Raw genomic sequence first — 14775 nt, forward strand, 5'->3', positions numbered from 1 at the left:
CGGCTGTCCTCTCAGGGGAAGAACGACACGCCGACCGACAGCGTCGGGTAGCCGATGCGCATGGTGAGCGAGACCTTGTCGTTGAAGTGGAAGCGGCCGCCCGCGTAGAAGGCGAAGTCGACGCTCGTGCGCGTCGGGGACGAGCAACCGACGAGGCCGGAACAGTAGTCGTCGAAGATGCCGTGGTAGACGTAGAGGCCGGGCTCGCCGAAGACGCTCCATTTCTCCGTCAGCCAGAAGTTCCACTGCATGGCGACAGGGAACAGGAGAAAGCTCGCGCCGCATCCATAGCCGAGGTTCCGACCACCCCTGCGGTCGTAGTAGTAGCAGTGGTCATAGCGTAGCCAGTCGAGCCCGAAGCTGATCGCGACGCTGTTGTTGATCGTCTTGATGAAGCCGTTCTTGACGATGGGCACCGACGCTCGGCCGCCGATGCCGAAGCCGGTCGACGCGTACAGATTTCCCCACCCGAGGAGGGCGTGGGGCTCGAGCTCGACCGAGTAGTCAGGATGGTCGCCGGGGTTCTTGATGATGCTGTCGGCACGTGCCGGGGTCGCAGCCGTCAGGACCAGCGTGGCTGCCAGAGTTGCACACGCGACCGTTGCTTTCACCATCTCGAATTCGCCTCCTTCGGTGCCCTGACGACGTGTCACCCCCCGGACAGGCCTCCGCATCCTATGCGATCGTACTGCGTTGACGATCGTCGTTCGTCACGCGGATGCAGGGAGTTGCGGGAAGCGGGGCGCCGGCAACACGGGTGACCATGTTCGCGGCCCTTGCTTTCACGGATTCAGCTGAGGGCGACGGGAGACGATCCCGCTGCCCTCGCGGGCGTGCCTCAAGTCGGCGCCAGTGGTTTCCGCTCGCGCGCTTCGTTGGCGTAGATGCGCAGGACCGCCATCGCCATGGTCATCAACACCGGGCCGATGATGAGTCCTTTCAGGCCGAACACCGCGGCGCCGCCGAAGAGGGCGATGAACGTGAAGAGCGTCGGCACGCCGGTGTGTCGTCCGACGAGGCGAGGAAGGATGACGTACGTCGGAATGGAGGTCAGGACCACCACACCCCACGCGGCGAGGAAGATGCCGCTTCCGACGCGCCCGATGACAACGAGCACGATGGCAGCGGGTAGCCACACGAGCATCGTTCCCAGCCCGGGCACGAGCGAAGCCACCGCCGTCAGCGCGCCGAAGAACAGCGGCTCTGGAATGCCCACGATCCAGTAGCCAACCGTCGCGAGCGCGCCTTGCAGGATGCCTATCACGACGGTGCTGAGGAGCGTCGTTCGCCCCACGCGGCGAAACTCCTCGAGGAGCTTCAGGGTGTACTCGGGGCGGAGGGGAATGAGGTCCTGCGCAGTGGCCACGATCGGCCGCCACTGGCGAAGAATGAAGTACATGGTCAGCATGTCGAAGAACAGCGCGAGCACCGTGCGTCCGGTCGTCGACGTGATCGCCAGCGCGAGGCTCTCCGCGTGCGTCGCCGCGTTCTCCACCAGGCTGCGGATCTTGGCGTGAAGGTCTTCGGTCGAGACTCCGATCTTGCGCGTCTCCTCACCCACGACGAGGACGATCTTCTTCCCGGCGCCGCCTGGCCCGAGTGAATCGTAGGCCTTCGGACCGAGGACCGCTCCACGACCCACGAGAATCCACACGAACCCCGCGAACGTGAGCCCCATGGCGAGCGTCGATCCGAGCACGGTCGCGAGCGCCGCCGCCGGAGGAGACCAGTGGCGCGCCAGGCGCTCGTAGGTCGGCCGGAACGTGAACGCCATGAGCACGCCGAGGAGTATGCCCACGCCCACCGGACTCATGAGCCAGACGATCGTCACGACGGCCACGAGTGCGGCTACCCCCAACGCTCGCTCGTCGCGAGTGCGCGGTGCATTGGCGCTCGCGCCCGGAGTACCTTCGATATCGGTATTGGTCACTTTCCAAGCTCCAAAGCGAAATACCTCGCTGCTCGAAGCACTACTTATTGGCCTTGGCCTTGGCCTTAGCGTTGGCCTCCGATTCCGACCTGGAAGCCGAGCCGGCGGGCGATGCCGTCGGACATGCCGAGCTTCCGACTTCGACCAACTGAGCCACGGCGCATTCCCGCGGACGGAGCCAAGCGTCCAAGCCGAAGAAGCGTACGTGCGTTCCACCGTCGTCCCGTGCGATGCCGACCGAGAAGGGCCCCTTCGCGGCGATGACCGCGCCAAGCGAATGGTGATCTCGGACGGCGAAGCTGCCGCGCAGGGCGAGGTTGCCTCCGCGCGCGTCGAGGTCGAGGAGCGCGAGCTCATGGGAGGTGCTGATGAGCCGTACCGACGCCGCCAAGTGTGGCATGTCCGTGAGGTCCACCACGAGCCGCGACACGTTGTTTCCCAAGAGGATGGCCAAGAGGGGCCGGGCGTCGCGTGCGTCGAGGCGCACGACTCCGTCGAGCACGACCGCCGGGCTCATCTGGAGCGATGCGCGGGAGAAAACGAGGTCCGCCCGCCAGTTCTGGGTCGCCGCCCGACCGCCTTCGACGGCCACCCGGCGCATCTCGAGGTGGGTGCCGGAAAGATCGAGAGCGTCGCGCTCGGGATCGAAGCCAGCGACGCGCGCGAGGAACCGAATGTCCCCGGACAGGTGCGTCTCGTGCAGGCGAAGGCCTGCGTCCGAGAGCGCGATCTCGAAGCCGCCGTTCGCGGTTCGACGTGAGCTGCTGACGGTGACGTCCGCCGCCACGCGCGCGGCGCCGGACTCGATCCCGACTACGCTGTCGGGGGGCAAGAGGGGGGAGAGCGCACGAGCGTCGGGAAGCTCGGCCTTCTCGACGACGAGGTGGTAGTCCCCGCCGCTCAGCGAGGGGCGCGCTACGTCGAACCTCGGGTTGCTGGTGTCGAGGGCGAGGCGCTCCGCCGAGAGAGCGGGCGGTCCCGGAGGCCCGAAGCGTCCCGACACGCGGGTCAGCTCCGCGGAGGAGCCGAGCAACCTCATCGTGTTGTTCTCGAGGTCCCACTCCTCGACCTTGGCGAAGAGAGCGACGTTGCCACGAAGGTGCATCATCTTGCCCCCGATGCCCATGTCGGAGGCGCGTGCGCGGAAGGCCCCTTTGGCGAAGTGGCGTTCGACCTCGAGGTCGATGCTGGCGTCGAAGGCAGCATTGTTCCCTTCCAGCCGGAACGTCGCCTTCTCGGGGAGGAAGGCGTTGATGGCCGAAAAATCGTGGACCTTCGCGTCCTCGAAGGAGGCCGACATCGCGATCTTCGCCAGTGGGTCATCGAACTCGAAGCGCGTGCTCTTCGCCCCTACGCCGATCCGCGCGATCGACATGGCGGGCGCCGCACGCGGGTCTCGCGCGGCGACCTTCGCGATCGTCAGATTCTCCACGTCGACCCTCGCATCGTCGATCGTCAGGTCGCCCGTCTCCCATTGCCAGTCGTGAACGCTGGCATGCGAGTGGACGTGGGCGTCGAGGCGGAGGTCGCGATAGGTGACGGTCAGCTCCCGAGACTGGATGTCGAGGGTGCCCTTTGCCAGATGTTGGGCGATCACGACGTTGCAGGTCAGCGAGAAGCGCGAACGGCTGCGTGCGATCTGCATCTCGGACCCCTTCGGGAGGTACGCATGCAGAAGGCCCTGCGAGAGGACGTCCGCAGAGGGCATGGAAATCGAAACCCGAAACGCGCGCAGCGGATCGTCAAGGGCGACGACCGGCGCCTGGGCGACGAGCTCCGCCTCGTTGACGCGGACGAGCCCCGTGTCCGGTGCGGTGGCTGAGGCGAGCGTGCCGTCCGACACCTTCACCACCATCGTTACCCCATCGAGGCGCCGGGTATCGAAGTGGTACGAAGCGAGCGAGGTTCGGAGCGAGACACTTCCGCGGACGCGCATCTTGGCGATTCCGAGTTCGAGGTTCTCGGCGCGGAGCACCCCGGTCGCCGTCGCACGCTTCTCGGCGAGCCAAGCCTCGAAGTGCACCGCCGCCTTCGCGTGGCCGTCCACCAGGGAAACAGGCGCCCTGGGCGGAATGTAGCGAGACAGCTCGCGCACGTTGGCCACGTCACCTTCGGGCAGTTCGACGACGAGGTGGAGGTCCTCGAACGGATGCGCGAGGTCGAGCTCGCGTGAGTCCCCTGTCGCGAGCACTTTGGACGCGCGGAAGAGGGGGCTCCTCGCGCCCTTGCCGTTGCCTTCGTGCGACGCTTCGACCTCGGTCATCTCCGCACGAAAGTTGAGTTGATTCAGCCCGTCGGTGGGGGCGGGGGCGACCTCCGCATCGAGCGCGAGCGAGCCGCTTACACGATGGTCGCCGGAGATCAGGACCACCTTCGGCACGTTCACGACCAGGTGACTGTCTCTGTCCAATCGTCCGGAACTCACGTGCACGGCGGCGCGACGGATCTCGACCGGACCATGAAGCGTCAGGGCCACGGCCGTGGGCAGCCCGACGCGCCCGGGAAGTGTCGCGTGCGCGTCACACGCGATCGTGAGCCGATGCACAAGGTCGCCGCCCATACCCGGTCGCGGATCGAAGCGACCGATCGTGACGTCGAGGCCGCTCCCCTCGAACGCTTCGGCCACGAGATGCTTGCCCGTGGACACCTGACCGCCAAAAGCGGTGACGTGCACGGGCCCTACCTCGACGGCGCGGAGCGGTTTCAAGTAGAAGCGGCCTTCGATCCGCGCGAGCCCCTCGAAGCGTGTCCGATCGATCCACACCTCGCGCACATCCTCGGCGACGACGCCCTCGAGATGGGCCGTCCAGAGGTGGTAGTCCGCGTCGCTCCACATCTCGGGTGAAGGCTCCTTGGGCGGCCTCACTGAGTAGGGCGGGAATCCTGCGATGGGCGCGAGGCCTTCCACCTCTTCGGGGGATGAGGGAGGGGCGTCGAGGCGCTGCCGCAGGCGGAAGGAGATTCCCTTTCCGTGAACGTTGGAGGCCGCGAAGCGCTGCTTCAAGAAGCTCGAGAAAGAGACCTCGAAGGCCACCTCGTCGAGCGTGAGGCGCCACTCCACGTTCGAGTCGCGACCACGGATGGAGAGCTTTTTGGCATGGATGTGGCTCGGGACAATCGACCATCCGCGCTCGAAGTGAATGTCGATGGTGTCAGGAGTGGCATTGACGACTTTGTCGAAGAGCGAGGTGGACAGAAAGACGTTGATGGCGACGACATAGAGAGCGAAGAGGGACGCGCACGCGATCAGCGTGAACCGCAAGAGGCGAACGAGGAGCGGGCGCTTTCGCGGGGTGCCTCCGTCGTCGCCACGGTTGCCACGGTTGCTATCGTTGCCATGAGCTCTCGAGCTGGCGTCGTCGTCGCGCTCCATCCCTTTCGCACCGTGCAAGGGCCAGTCCGGCCACGCTCGCGCTCGCGCTCGTGGGCGCCGCCTCACGGTCCGGCGGCGGCTTTTGCGTACGGCCCCCTCAGGGCAGTATGTAGCGACGCGCCGCCTTGCAGATCTTCGCGACGCGCGCGGCACCCTTCTGGCGCTCGAGGCCGATGAAGCGGGTGAGGTCGACCGCGGCGAGGGTACCGCGCGCCCCGGCGATCTTCGGCGCCCAGTACTGGGCGAGCCGCGTGGGGGCCGCCTTGCAGTCCTCGGCGTCGACGACGACGTCGAGGGAGCGTGTCGACGGATCGAACACGTATCGGGCTTGAAATAGGAGCTCGCCCCAATGGCTCGAGGCCACGCTATCGAGCCCTCTTGGACCGCCGTGGGCGAGCAATCCCACAGCAGTCCCAGAGACGGAGGTCAGGGGTCGATTGCCAAGTTGATAGAGCTGCCAGCGGGCCCGTGCGAGTGGCAGTAGGTCTCCACGCTCGTCGCGGTGGCGGTCGCGGTCTGCGCGTACTCCTCGCCTTGTCCCATGGGCGCGCTCTGGTGAGCGAACGGGGCGCTGTAGTGCATCTGGTGCGCGGTCGTATCTTCATTTCGCACGACGAGCGTGGTCCCGACCTTGATGCGGAGGTTCGTGGGGAAACCATGATTGCCGCCGCCCGCACCATTCGCGATGGTCAGGACGTACTTGCTCGCGACGTTGAGAAGCGAGCTTGCGGAATGCTCGAGCGACGCGGCTTTGGCCGTGACCTGGAGTGTGGCGTTGAACCCGGACACGGGAATAGGAACGTCGACTTTGACATCGACCGTTACGGTCTTGTTGGCATCCAGCGTCGGGATATCGGGTGTGAACGTCGCCGTCCAGCCCGTGGGGAGACCGCTCGCGACGAGAGAGACCGGCCCCGAGAAGCCTGCGGAGGTCAGGGTGATGGTGTAGTGGCTCACGGTCCCCAGCGTCGTCGTGATCGACGGCGGGTTCATCGCGATCGTGAAATCCGGAGCGGGAGCCGCTTCGGCGTCTTCGCCGGAATCGGGGATCGAGTCGGCATCGGCGTTAGGGGTCGGCTTCGAGCCGCCGTCTCCGCTGGCGGTGTCCGGATCGTGGGCGATTGCGCCGTCGGCGCCGACCACGGACGCGTCGTGCTCCTTGTCGACGAGCGTTGCGTCCGAGCCGACGCAGGCTGCGATCGAGAAGGCGAGGGCAAGCGTGCCCGCCGCGAACAAGCCGCGAATGGAACGAGTGATTCGACGAGCCATGCTGCAAATCCCCCTTTGACGCGGTGCACCCGCGGCAGAGCTTGCACTCTTTACTGTCGAATCGGCGATCCGTCAAACGCGGATCGTCCCGTGATCTTTCGTCAAAGGATGCCGGTCGATCCATGTTTGCGATGTCCCGGGACATGGGGGGAGGCCCCCAGGCCTGCTGTTGCTGATGCGCGCCCGTCAGGCCGGCGGCGCGGGCGGGGTGACTCGGGGACGGTGTGTCGGCGGGCACTCCGCTGCCGCGTCGCCCCTGCGCTTCACGGAACTTGTCGATCGGGCGAAGGGCGCGGCGCACCGAGGCCACCATCGAAGCATCATCTTCGGCGTGCGCGAGGAGCTGGACGTTGTACGCGGCGATTGCCGCGGTGAGCTTGCGCAGCGGTTCGTCGAGGGCGGGCGCATCCGATTGTTCGCCGCCTGCTTTCGTGATCCCGAGCGTCTCGCCGTAGACCTCGTGGGCGAGGCCCCGCGCTAGCGCTGGACTACGTCTCGACCTCCTGAATCGGGTGGTGCTCCGCGGCAGCCTTGGTGGGCGCGTCGCGTCGCTCAGGTTGCTTCCTCGGTCGTTGGAGCCCCGGGCACGAATGGTGCTCGCGAATACGGCATGAGGCGCGTCATCGCCGCGATGGGAGCACTGCTCGTGCTCGAATTTGCAACGCCGTTGGAGGCCGAGGGAACGGCTCCGCTCACGGCACGTATCCAGGCGCCCCGCCCCTTGAGTTACGACGAATTGGAGCTCGGGCGGGCGACCCACGACGTTCGCGTGACGTTGACCAATCCGAATGCGGAGGCCGTTCCGCTCTCGGAGCTCGCGCTGCGATTCCTACCGAGGAGGGACGGCGTCGAGTATGCCTGCAAGGAGACGGTGAGCACGTCGGACCGCTGGCCGTCCGAGCTGCGACCAGGGGGAACGGTCTCCGCCGAACGCAGCATCACCTGTGACACGCCTCTGCCGGGACGCTACGACATCGAAGTGCGCGCCCACGCGACGCGCGCCGGCGAAGACGCGCAGGACCAGGTCCTCGGCAGCTTCGCGCTCCAGATCGATCCCGGAAAGATGCCGCCTGTCGCTCTCCCGTGGGACAAACACCTCTACGCAGCCGCTGAGACGACCAAGGAGATCCGACCGGGCGAGAAGAGTGGACGCTTGTTCGTCGCCGTCATCAACGGAAGCAACGACGACGTCACGGCGACGCCCCTGCGCGCCTCTCTCCGCGTTCGGCAGCGTGGAACGAAGAAAGTGGCCTGCCCCCACACGAGGTCCAGATCCCGTTTTCCGAGACGCTTCGGGCGGGACGGAAGCAATTGCTCGACGTCCCACTCAAATGCAAGTTTCCCCAGGAAGGCATCTACGACGTCGACGTCACGCTCGTTCGTGATCGCGCGCGCGTCGAGCTCGGCACGTTTGCGGTCCGCGCCATCGTCGTCCCCGTCATTCCGGTGCCGCGCCCCCCCGTGAACGACCGACAGCGCTGACGCGTGAGTCGAGCGTCAGGGCTTCTTCACGCGACCGTTGCCGCCGTTACCGCCGTTGCCGGCAAGCCCGTCGGTGCCATTGCCGCCGGCGCCGCCGCTCACGTTGGTCGTGCCGCTGAACGACACGGCGCTCACGAGGATGGAACCGCCGGCGCCGGCGCCGCCTGGCCCCGAGTAGTCCCAGCAGTCGACGGTCGAGGTGCCCATGCACTCGACGCCCGGCGCGTCCCCTTCGCCGTTGCCGCCCGTCGAGCGCAGCGAGCCGGTGGCGGCGCCTGCCGTCTGGATGAAGACGATGCCTCCGCCGTTGCCGCCGTACCCGCCATAGGGGTTGTCCCCAAAGGTGTTGTCGGTGCCGCCCGCGCCGCCACCCGCGCCGAAGAAGAGCTTCGAGAGATCGGCGGTGCCATAGGTGGCGCCAGGGTACGCGCAGCCGTCGTAAGTCGCCGTACCGGCGGTACCGTAACCGCCACCGGCTCCGCCGACACCGAAGGGAATTCCGCAGCCCTGACTGTCGCCGCTGCCACCGCCGCCGCCGCCATTCCGCGCGCGCTCCGAATTGGCACCGAGCCCGAACACCGACTCGCCCTGTTGCCCCGTCGTGGATTCGATCGTCGTGCGAACGCCGCCACGATACCCTTTGGAGGACATGTCGATCGTGCCGTTCACCGTCACGTTGCCGAGCGCCGACATCGCGAAGATCCCTCCTTTGAGACCGTCCCAACCGTTGGCCGTCAGCGTCGCGTTCGCCTCGACCACGACGTTCCTGTAGAGCGGGATCCGCTGCAGGACGACGCGCTGCGCGCCGGTGCCGACGCCGATGCCGTCGTCCTGGCCTGTCGTCGCGCCGTAGAACTTCGACTTCGACTTGAAGGTCACGACGTCTCCCGTGATGGCGGTGACGTAGAGGGTCTCGTAGTTGCCGACGTTCGCAGACGCCGTCGAGGTCCCTTGAAGGTTGATGAGCAGGACCTGATCGCCGACCTTCAGACAGCCGGCGGAGGCGGTCGAGGCGAGTGTCGCGCTGGTCGCGGTAAGAGCCGTGACGGAGTACGAAACCATGTCACCGCCGTCGGCGCAGACATGGTTGCCCGTGTTGGTCGTGCTCAGGTTGGTGTCGACGGCGAAGGTGGTCGTCACAGGAACGCAGTCGTCGCCGACGCCCGTGCCCACGTACTCGGCGGTGCAGGCGCACGTCCGACTGCCGGGGATGTTCGTGCAGGTCGCGTGCTCGTTGCAGCCGCCATTGTCCTTCGCGCATTCGTCGATGTCGATGCACGCGAGCAAGCCGTCGCCGAGATAGCCGGCGTTGCACGTGCAGGTCCGGCCGCCGACCGTGTTCGCGCAGGTCGCGTTCGCGTTGCAGTCACCGAGGCCGCCGTTCGTCGCGCACTCGTCGATGTCGGTGCACGCGAGCACGCCGTCGCCGGAGTAGCCGGGGTTGCACGTGCAGGTCCGACCGCCGACCGTGTTTGCGCAGGTCGCGTTCTCGAGACAGCCGCCGTTGTCCTTCGCGCACTCGTCGACGTCGGCGCACGTCTCGCCGTCACCCTCGTAGCCCGTCTTGCAAGTGCAGACCACCTTGCCCGCCGCGACCTCGCACGTCGCGTTCGGATCACAACCGCCGTTGTCGGACGCGCACGACGGCCCGGCGTCGACGCCACTGTCGGACTTGCCGGCGTCGGACTTACCGGAATCCACCTGGCCGCCATCGACCTGCCCGCCGTCCTTACCGGCGCCTGCATCGGGGGTGGAGACGCCAGCTTCGCCGCTCTGTTCCTGAGCCGGGTCGGAGCTCTCTGCTGCGTCGCTGCATGCGAGCAAGACGAGCGAAGCGAGGGACGGAACGAGCACGGACGCGACAAGCTTTCTCAAGAGGTCCTCTTTCTCTCCGGCGCGACGCACGAGCCGTATGAGCGTGTGGATCGGTCGGTAAGCGGAAATTTGAAATTGGGTAATCGCGCATACATCGCACTTGTCACCGCCCGGCGGCAAGGGGCCAAAACGAACCCGCCACGCCTCGGGACGTCGTGCGCGATCGAGTACGGCAAGGACCGCACGAAACACGCGGCATACGTGAGGGCTGCCACATCGCCTCACGCCACATTCTCGGCCCCAGGGACCGATCGCTTATCTTTTCGCCATTGATGAGAATGGCTGCCTTGCTGCGCTCGGAGCTCCGCCTGGTGGGGAGCGAGAGCTGCAGCAGTGCATCGCGGGCGAGATCGCCCAGAAGCGATGGCCATGCGCAGCGAGCCGGAACTCGCATCCTCCCTAGGGGGGATGGGCACTCTCTTCGACACTCGATAGTGTGTTCCGAGTGGTGGGGTTTGCCTCTGGCGTAGGTCCATTTCGCTCGACGTATCGCTCAGGGCTCCCTGCACGCGGAAGAGGGGAACAAGGATGACGGAACGTCATGATCGATCCCGACGATCCGTTTCCGTGGGGTGTGGAGCATCTCGTTCGAGCCCGCGATGGCTCGAGGTCGCGTAGGCATCGCGCCATCGGACGTGTGGAGGAGACACCGGAACATGCGAAGGCACGGCGCTATCGTCGTCGTTCTCGGGGGGATCGCCGTCGGGGCTCTCACGACCGACTGCGGGATGCAGCAACTCCCGCCGCACCATCCGATTCCGGTCCCCTCCGGAGAGCCCATCGCGTTCACGTGCGGGACCGACCCGCCGTCCGCGAAGTCCAACGCGTCGCTCGTCACCGGCGACTTGGCGGCGTGGCATCGCGAGGGCGAGGCGTTCGCGAACGGGCAGCCGATCCATCGCCATGCCGTCCTAGCGAAGGACGCGCGTGCTTTCTGGAACCCACGGCAGCGAGGGACGTTTCCTTACGCGCTCAAGTCCTCGCCCAAGCCCGACCCGTACACGCCCGTGCCGATCGGTGGCAGCTACTGGTGGGGTACCGACTATCCGGTCGTCGGGCGCGAGACCCTCTGGGTCAGTTCGCGCTTCGCGGAGGCGCCGGGCGTCGCGTCGTTTCCGTCGGCGCGAGGCGAAGCGCCGATGGGCGCGATATCCATCACGTTCCCCATCACGACGCGCGCGCTTCGCGTCCAAGTCGGTGGCGACGATGACCCTAACGTAGGCCTTGCGCTGCTCGTGGAGGGCGACGTCGCTGGCTGCGCGAAGGATCCGCCACCGCCCGCGTTGATCGATCCCGCTGGCTTTACGACCCTCTTCGTGCGGAGAGGAAGAGGAAAGGAGTCCGTCGAGGCCTACGAGCTGCCGCTGGAGGGCCAAGGCTGCGCGCTCCAGGGCAGGCGGGCCATGGTGCGCATTTTCGATCAGTCGAAGACGGCGCATGTGAACGTCGGCGCAATCGAACCGACCGATCTGCCGACCAACGCGCCGCTCGCGAGGACGCCGGTGTGGGGCTACGCCGATCTGCATACCCACCCGACCTCGCACATCGGCTTTGGCGGCCTTCAGGGCATCCACACCGTCTGGGGATCCATCGGCGGTCCGATCACCGAATACAACAGCATCGATCGCCGCCAAGGGACCAAGAACATCGCGCGCGACATGCCTCCGTGCGACGATCCACACAAGCCGTTCAACGGTCATCACGGCGGCCTCGCGGCTCCGGTGATGATCAACATGGCCGAGGGCCATACGTCGGACGACCCCGCCGATCTCGCCGACGCGAAGGTCGCCGACGTGCACGATAACGAAGGCGGTCCTTCGTTTCGCGACTTCCCCAGCTTCCGGAGCGGCGCGCACCAGCAGTACCACGTCACGCAGATCCATCGCGCGTACCTTGGCGGCCTCCGTCTCGTCTCGGCGCTCGCCGTGCACAATCGGGGGCTCGAGTATGGCATGGGCTATGTCGTCTGCGGGTCGGACGGAAAGCCGACCGTCGACACGACGGCCGACCTCGACGTGGTTCGTGCACACGTCCAGGTGATGCGCGAGCTCGAGACCCTCAACTCGGATTGGATGAAGATTGCATATACCCCCGAGGATGCGCGCGAGATCATCGGTCAGAACAAGCTCGCTGTCGTCCTGGGCGTGGAGGTCGCGCAGCTCGGGCAGGATCTCTCCCAGTCCGTCGCGAAGCAGGTCGATGAGCTCGCCGGTCTCGGCATTCGCCAGGTCGTGCTCGTCCACGGCATGGACAACCTGCTCGCGGGAACGGCGCTGTTCCAGGACCTTTACAACAGCGTCAACGATTGGCTGTACCGCCCGGCGGAGGACCGCGACAAGGTGCAGCCCCTCTCCGGTATCACGAATGCGAAGTATTTCGGCCCCGCCTCGTTCTTCGAGATTCGGACCGATCGATCGCCACTCTACGCGGGCGATACCGAAGATCGCATCCTCTTCCGCCTCGGCAACCCGCGCCGTGCGGTGATCAGCAATGTCTTCCCGCACCCCGACTCGCGCACGTACACGGCGCCGTTTGTCGACGTCCCGTACGGCTCACTCCATCCGTTCGTGAACACCGCGCCCCGCCTTGCTGCGGAGCGTGGGGTCTACGACGGCTACCCAAGCGGTCATCGAAACAAGCGCGGGCTGACGCCGCGCGGGAAAGAGTTCCTGGAGAGGCTCGTGAAGCGCGGGATGCTCGTCGACTTCGCGCACATGTCGGACGAGACGGTCAGCGGGGCCCTCACGGCGCTCGCGGGCCATCGCTGTGATGACTATCCGTTCATGATTTCGCACGCGCACTTCCGCCATCTGCCGTTCACGGGCGACTATTCGGACCGCGCGCACGCATTCGTGGAGAGCACGAGCACGCATGCGCGACGGATTTCGCAAGCAGCGATGAACGCCTGCGTCCGCGACACCGAGAATTACGACAAATGCGATAAATTCGTTCTCGAAGAGGCTCGCCGCGCGCGTGCGCAAGCACCGTGGTTCGGTCCGGGATCGGTGAGCCGCGGGAATCTCCCGCGCGAGTTCGACATCGCGACTCCGGAGGCCGTCCAGCTCGCGAAGCGGCGCGGATCGTTCGGCCTCTTCCTCGGCCAAGGACCGCTCGACGAGAAGAAGGTTGGAGCGCTCCTGCCGTTCAAGAACGACTGCGCCGGCTCCTCCAAGTCTTTTGCCGTCGCGCTGCACTTTGCGGCGCAGACAATGCCGGATCGGCCGGTCGGCATCGCATCCGATTTCTCGATGATCGGAAACGTTCCTCCACGTTTCGGCGAATACGGGTGCGGCGCGTACCTCAACGCGGGCGTCGGCAGCGCGTCGGGCGCGCAGCTCCTCGAGACTCTCCTCAACCCGGAGCAGTACCAGTTCGCGAAGCAAGAGGCGCCCGTGGCGTACACGCGCGGGACGAAGACGTGCGCGGTGGGCGAGGGCAAGCGGATGCTCAACGGTGTCGCCTGCGGAGGTAACGAACCGCTGGTTCCGGCCGAGATGGGCGAGCGCACGTTCGATTTCAACGTCGACGGCCTTGCCCACTTCGGGCTCGTGCCCGACATGCTGCAGGACGTCGCCAACGTCCTCCGCGCCGGAGACGGGGCGCGCGTCGACGACGATCTCGATCGCGTCTTTCGATCGGCCGAAGGCTTTCTCGAGACGTGGGAACACGCACGCGCGCTCGTCGGGTGCAGCCAGCCGGCGAACGAGTGCGTCGCCTCCACGATGCCCGGGCAGGACCCGCGGTGGTGCGGTGCGGCTTGCCCGATGGGATGGAATCGAGGCGCGCCCCTCCAGTCGCTGAAATCGCTCTACGGCGAGTGCGAGCTCGGCAAGCGCATCCGCCTGCCGCTCTTCGACGACACGGGCAAGCCACTTGCCGACAACGATCCCGTCTACCGACAGCACGGGGCGCTGCCGAAGGAGAAGATCTCGTGCGACCTTCCCACGCAGGGCGACTGGGCCCTCTACAAGATCGGCCCTCGTCAGGTCTGGACGTGTGGATCGAGCAAGTTCCGGGTGCTGGACTGCCCGCCGGGCACGACGCACGTGAAGGTTCGCCGCGTGCTTGACGCGACGATCGGCGACGTTCAGGACTGCCACTATCTCGCTCTGCCGCCGGAAGTCGGCAACCGCAGCGTCGTCTTCGAATGCCTCGCGGGCCCGATCGACAATGGTGATCCGGTACCCGAAGACCATCGGAGCGGCCCGTGCAAGTGAGGCGCAGGCGCGTTCTCGCCGAGTCCTTCGGCATACTGCTGCCGGCACTCGTGCTCGTCGCGACGCCGCGCATGGCACATGCGGAGCCGCTCGCGCAGCTCATGGTGGGGGCCGACGGCGATCTCGTCGTCGCAGACACGCGCGATCGCACGCTGGGTGGGGGCGTCGACGTACGCGTTGGATTCCGCTTCGGCTGGCCGCGTTCGGCGTTCATCGGCCGCGTGGTCTCTGGCGCGATGTTCTTCCAGCCGGAAGCCGTGGTCGGCTATCGCCAGCTACCGTTCACCTCCGAACCGGACGACCTGCGCATCGGTCGCGCGAGTGGCGGCCTGCGCATGGGCCTCATGCCGCGTCCTTGCGAGATCCTCTTCTTCAATCACTGGGGCTCGTCGTTCGGTCGCGAGGCGCGGCTACTCTGGGACGTGGGAACCGGTATCGACTTGCGCTCGACCTCGATGAGCTTCGGTATCCATGCAACCTATAACCATCTCTCGGATTCGGGCGCATGGCTCGAAGTCGGTCCGCATATCGAATATCGCTCGCTGCCGTAGCCTCGCCTTCATGAACACACTCTCCTCGCGTGGCCTCTCGTTGGCTGCTGCTCTCTTCATTCCCGGCGTCGCGCTCCT

At 66.4% G+C, this 14775-nt stretch carries 9 protein-coding genes; 3 read left to right on the forward strand and 6 right to left on the reverse strand.

Features of this window, described 5'->3' with window-relative positions; genetic code table 11:
• Nucleotides 1-11: 11 nt before the first annotated feature.
• From AKJ09_RS26640 to AKJ09_RS26655, 5 genes are all read right to left on the reverse strand, one after another.
• Complete coding sequence (locus AKJ09_RS26640) at nucleotides 12-614, reverse strand: hypothetical protein (protein WP_146650500.1); 603 nt, start codon at nucleotides 612-614, stop codon at nucleotides 12-14.
• A 224-nt stretch (nucleotides 615-838) separates the two neighbouring features.
• A complete protein-coding gene (locus AKJ09_RS26645) occupies nucleotides 839-1930 on the reverse strand; it encodes an AI-2E family transporter (protein WP_169927884.1) in 1092 nt (363 codons plus the stop codon).
• Nucleotides 1931-1970: 40 nt separating this feature from the next.
• Nucleotides 1971-5303, reverse strand: coding sequence for a hypothetical protein (locus tag AKJ09_RS53305; RefSeq protein ID WP_169927885.1), 3333 nt, complete (start codon nucleotides 5301-5303; stop codon nucleotides 1971-1973).
• A gap of 97 nt (nucleotides 5304-5400) precedes the next feature.
• Nucleotides 5401-5667 carry a hypothetical protein gene (locus AKJ09_RS26650; RefSeq protein WP_146650504.1) on the reverse strand — a complete coding sequence of 89 codons (267 nt, stop codon included), beginning with the start codon at nucleotides 5665-5667 and terminating at the stop codon, nucleotides 5401-5403.
• A 62-nt stretch (nucleotides 5668-5729) separates the two neighbouring features.
• Nucleotides 5730-6572: an NEW3 domain-containing protein gene (locus AKJ09_RS26655; RefSeq protein ID WP_146650505.1), complete on the reverse strand. Its 843-nt coding sequence runs from the start codon at nucleotides 6570-6572 to the stop codon at nucleotides 5730-5732.
• A 610-nt stretch (nucleotides 6573-7182) separates the two neighbouring features.
• On the opposite strand from AKJ09_RS26655, the gene AKJ09_RS26660 reads away from it, so the two are divergent.
• On the forward strand, nucleotides 7183-8037 hold the full coding sequence (locus tag AKJ09_RS26660; RefSeq protein WP_146650508.1) for a hypothetical protein: 855 nt from the start codon (nucleotides 7183-7185) through the stop codon (nucleotides 8035-8037).
• Nucleotides 8038-8069: 32 nt separating this feature from the next.
• On the opposite strand, the gene AKJ09_RS26665 is transcribed toward AKJ09_RS26660, so the two are convergent.
• A complete protein-coding gene (locus AKJ09_RS26665) occupies nucleotides 8070-9929 on the reverse strand; it encodes a calcium-binding EGF-like domain-containing protein (protein ID WP_146650510.1) in 1860 nt (619 codons plus the stop codon).
• A 656-nt stretch (nucleotides 9930-10585) separates the two neighbouring features.
• On the opposite strand from AKJ09_RS26665, the gene AKJ09_RS26670 reads away from it, so the two are divergent.
• Nucleotides 10586-14146 carry a membrane dipeptidase gene (locus AKJ09_RS26670; RefSeq protein ID WP_169927886.1) on the forward strand — a complete coding sequence of 1187 codons (3561 nt, stop codon included), beginning with the start codon at nucleotides 10586-10588 and terminating at the stop codon, nucleotides 14144-14146.
• Nucleotides 14143-14697: a hypothetical protein gene (locus tag AKJ09_RS26675; protein WP_205633813.1), complete on the forward strand. Its 555-nt coding sequence runs from the start codon at nucleotides 14143-14145 to the stop codon at nucleotides 14695-14697. The genes AKJ09_RS26670 and AKJ09_RS26675 overlap by 4 nt, the downstream gene beginning before the upstream one ends.
• The last annotated feature ends 78 nt before the right edge of the window (nucleotides 14698-14775 follow it).

The organism is Labilithrix luteola (genome assembly GCF_001263205.1).
Classification (GTDB): Bacteria; Myxococcota_A; Polyangia; order Polyangiales; family Polyangiaceae; genus Labilithrix; species Labilithrix luteola.